This is a genomic window from Pseudomonas sp. Sample_24 (genome assembly GCF_004307605.1).
Taxonomy (GTDB): Bacteria; Pseudomonadota; Gammaproteobacteria; order Pseudomonadales; family Pseudomonadaceae; genus Aquipseudomonas.
On the sequence record NZ_RCNW01000422.1, the window covers coordinates 1 to 3,111 of the forward strand.

At 61.3% G+C, this 3,111-nt stretch carries 3 protein-coding genes; all 3 read right to left on the reverse strand.

From position 1 onward, the window contains the following. Positions 1-67 precede the first annotated feature (67 nt). From D8V06_RS24770 to D8V06_RS24780, 3 genes are read right to left on the reverse strand one after another with little or no spacing between them, the layout of a single operon-like run. Positions 68-877 (reverse strand): ABC transporter permease, encoded by an 810-nt coding sequence (locus D8V06_RS24770; protein ID WP_056856299.1) that lies wholly within the window; start codon positions 875-877, stop codon positions 68-70. After that, positions 867-1,814 (reverse strand): ABC transporter permease, encoded by a 948-nt coding sequence (locus tag D8V06_RS24775; protein ID WP_130905170.1) that lies wholly within the window; start codon positions 1,812-1,814, stop codon positions 867-869. Before D8V06_RS24775 ends, D8V06_RS24770 begins: the two co-directional genes overlap by 11 nt. A gap of 1 nt (position 1,815) precedes the next feature. Further along, positions 1,816-2,853 carry an ABC transporter ATP-binding protein gene (locus D8V06_RS24780; protein WP_130932004.1) on the reverse strand — a complete coding sequence of 346 codons (1,038 nt, stop codon included), beginning with the start codon at positions 2,851-2,853 and terminating at the stop codon, positions 1,816-1,818. Positions 2,854-3,111: the final 258 nt, after the last annotated feature.

Consider the following 3,111-nt stretch of genomic DNA (forward strand, 5'->3'; position numbering starts at 1 on the left):
CGGCCCCATCGCTGGCAAGCCAGCTCCCACAGGAATTCGGTTCCCACATTGGGAATCGGGTTGTCAGTTACTTCCCGCCACTCCCCGCCACGCTCTCACCACCGCGCGTCAGGTAATAAGCGCCGAGAATCGGCAGCATGGTCACGATCATCACCAGCATCGCCACGACGTTGGTCACCGGTACGTCCCGTGGGCGGCTGAGCTGGTTGAGCAGCCACAGCGGCAAGGTGCGTTCATGGCCGGCGGTGAAGGTGGTGACGATGATTTCGTCGAACGACAACGCAAACGCCAACATGCCACCGGCCAGCAACGCCGAGCCCAGGTTGGGCAGGATGATGTAGCGGAAGGTCTGCCAGCCGTCGGCGCCGAGGTCCATCGAGGCCTCGATCAAACTGTGCGAAGTGCGGCGCAAGCGGGCGATGACGTTGTTGTAGACGATCACCACACAGAACGTCGCGTGACCGACGATGATGGTGAACATCCCAGGCTCGATGCCCAGCGTCTTGAAGGTCGCCAGCAAGGCGATGCCGGTGATGATCCCCGGCAGGGCAATCGGCAGGATCAGCATCAGCGAAATGCCTTGTTTGCCGAAGAAATCCCGGCGATACAACGCCGCCGACGCCAGCGTGCCGAGGACCATGGCAATCGCCGTGGCGATGGCCGCGATTTGCAGCGACAGCTTGATCGCTTCCAGTACATCGGGCCGCGAAAACGCCACGCCGATCCACTTCAGGGTAAAGCCCTTGGGTGGAAAGCTGAACGCCGCGTCTTCGGTGTTGAAGGCGTACAGGAAGATGATCAGGATCGGGAAGTGCAGGAACACCAACCCACCCCAGGCGGCAATGCGCAGGCCTAATGAGGCTTTTTCAGAGTGCATCGAAGGCCCCCAGACGTTTGACGATGGACAGGTAAATGGCGATCAGCACGATCGGCACCAACGTGAACGCAGCGGCCATCGGCATGTTGCCGATCGCACCTTGCTGGGCGTAGACCATGCTGCCGACAAAATAGCCCGGTGGGCCAACCAGTTGCGGCACGATGAAATCGCCCAGGGTCAGGGAAAACGTGAAGATCGAACCGGCGGCAATCCCCGGAATCGACAGCGGCAGAATCACTTGCATGAAGGTCTGGCGCGGCTTGGCGCCGAGGTCGGCGGAGGCTTGCAGCAATGACGGCGGCAGGCGTTCCAGCGAGGCCTGGATCGGCAGGATCATGAACGGCAGCCAGATGTAGACGAACACCATGAAGCGTCCCAGGTGCGAGGTCGACAAGGTGCTGCCGCCAACACCCGGAATGCCCAGCACGAACTGCAAGACCGGCTCCAGTCCCAGATGCTGCACAAACCACTGCGCCACGCCGCCCTTGGCCAACAGCAGGGTCCAGGCATAGGCCTTGACGATGTAGCTGGCCCACATCGGCATCATCACCGCGATGTAGAAAAACGCCTTGGTCTTGCCGGTGGTGTAGCGCGCCATGTAGTAGGCAATCGGGAACGCGACGATGGCGCTGGCGATCGACACGACAATGGCCATGCTCAGGGTTCGCAGGATGATGTCGAAGTTCGAGGGCTGGAACAGCGCGGCGAAGTTCGCCAGGGTCAGGTCGGGGCTGACCGCCATGGTGAAGTCGTCGAATGTGTAGAAGCCTTGCCACAGCAATGTCAGCAACGAACCGAGGTAGATCGCACCGAACCACAACAGTGGCGGCACCAGCAGCATCGACAGGTACAGGTTGGGCCGGCGATACAACAGGTTGGAAAACCTGCGCAACGGCGAACCTCCCGACTGGGTTTGAGAAATAGCCAAGGTGCTCATTTCACACCCCGCCGACGACGGTGTCGTGCAACTGGACCATGGCTTCCCGCGCCCAGCGCGCACTGAGGCGCTGCCCGGTCTGGTGCTGCGCGCTGCTGTCGATCCACTGATTGTTGGCCTGGCTGATGTTCAGGGTCTGGCCATTCTCCAGTTTCAGTTCATAGCGGGTGGCGCTGCCCTGGTACTGGATATCGTGGAGCAAGCCGGTGACTTCGATTTCGTGGCTGGCCAGCGGGCCTTCGGCGAAACGCACGTGTTCGGGACGAATCGAGAACGGCTGCGGATTGCCACTGATTTGCTTCGCCAGATCACCGCGGATCACGTTGGAGGTGCCGACGAATTCCGCGACGAAGGTGGTGGCCGGTTTCATGTAGAGATTACGCGGCGAGTCGACCTGTTCGATGCGGCCCTTGTTGAACACCGCCACGCGGTCGGACATCGACAGCGCTTCGGTCTGGTCGTGGGTGACGAAAATGAACGTGATGCCGAGCTGGCGTTGCAGTTTTTTCAGCTCGCCTTGCATCTGCTCGCGCAGCTTCAAATCCAGCGCACCGAGGGGTTCATCGAGCAACAGCACACGCGGACGATTGACCAGCGCACGGGCCAGGGCCACGCGCTGGCGCTGGCCGCCGGACAGCTGCACGGGTTTGCGCTCGCCATAGCCGCCGAGGGCGACCATGTCGAGGGCTTCGGCTGCGCGCTTGAGGCGCTCGGCCTTGGCGACCCCTTTGACTTTCAAACCGTAAGCGACGTTGTCGCGAACGTTCATGTGCGGGAACAGCGCGTAATCCTGGAAGACGGTGTTCACGTCACGTTGATACGGCGGCAGCCCGGCGGCTTCTTCGCCATGAATGCGGATCGAGCCTGCGCTGGGTTGTTCAAAACCGGCGATCAGGCGCAAACAGGTAGTTTTGCCCGAGCCGGAAGGCCCCAGCATGGAGAAAAACTCGCCGTCCTGGATGTTGATGGAAACCCGGTCAACGGCTTTCACTTCGCCGAACAGACGGGAAACGTTGGTGAACTGGACTGCAAGCGTCATGGTGCGGTGCTCCAAAAAGGCGAGGGCGGTCGCAGCGGCCCTGCCTGGACTTCTGAAAAAACTGAATCATTGCTTTTTGTGGCGAGGGAGCTAAGCCGCCGCTCCTGTGGCGAGGGAGCTTGCTCCCGCTGGAGGGCGCAGCCCTCCCAAAAGAGTTGATGCGGTTTGTCTGAAAAACCGCATCGACCGGTTTTGGGGCGGCTTCGCCACCCAGCGGGAGCAAGCTCCCTCGCCACAGGGATGGCGGCTTCGCCACCC

Bases quoted from the DNA above. Each gene is read 5' to 3' on its own strand.
- D8V06_RS24770 (WP_056856299.1), bottom strand. From the start codon at position 877: ATGCACTCTGAAAAAGCCTCATTAGGCCTGCGCATTGCCGCCTGGGGT.
- D8V06_RS24775 (WP_130905170.1), bottom strand. From the start codon at position 1,814: ATGAGCACCTTGGCTATTTCTCAAACCCAGTCGGGAGGTTCGCCGTTG.
- D8V06_RS24780 (WP_130932004.1), bottom strand. From the start codon at position 2,853: ATGACGCTTGCAGTCCAGTTCACCAACGTTTCCCGTCTGTTCGGCGAA.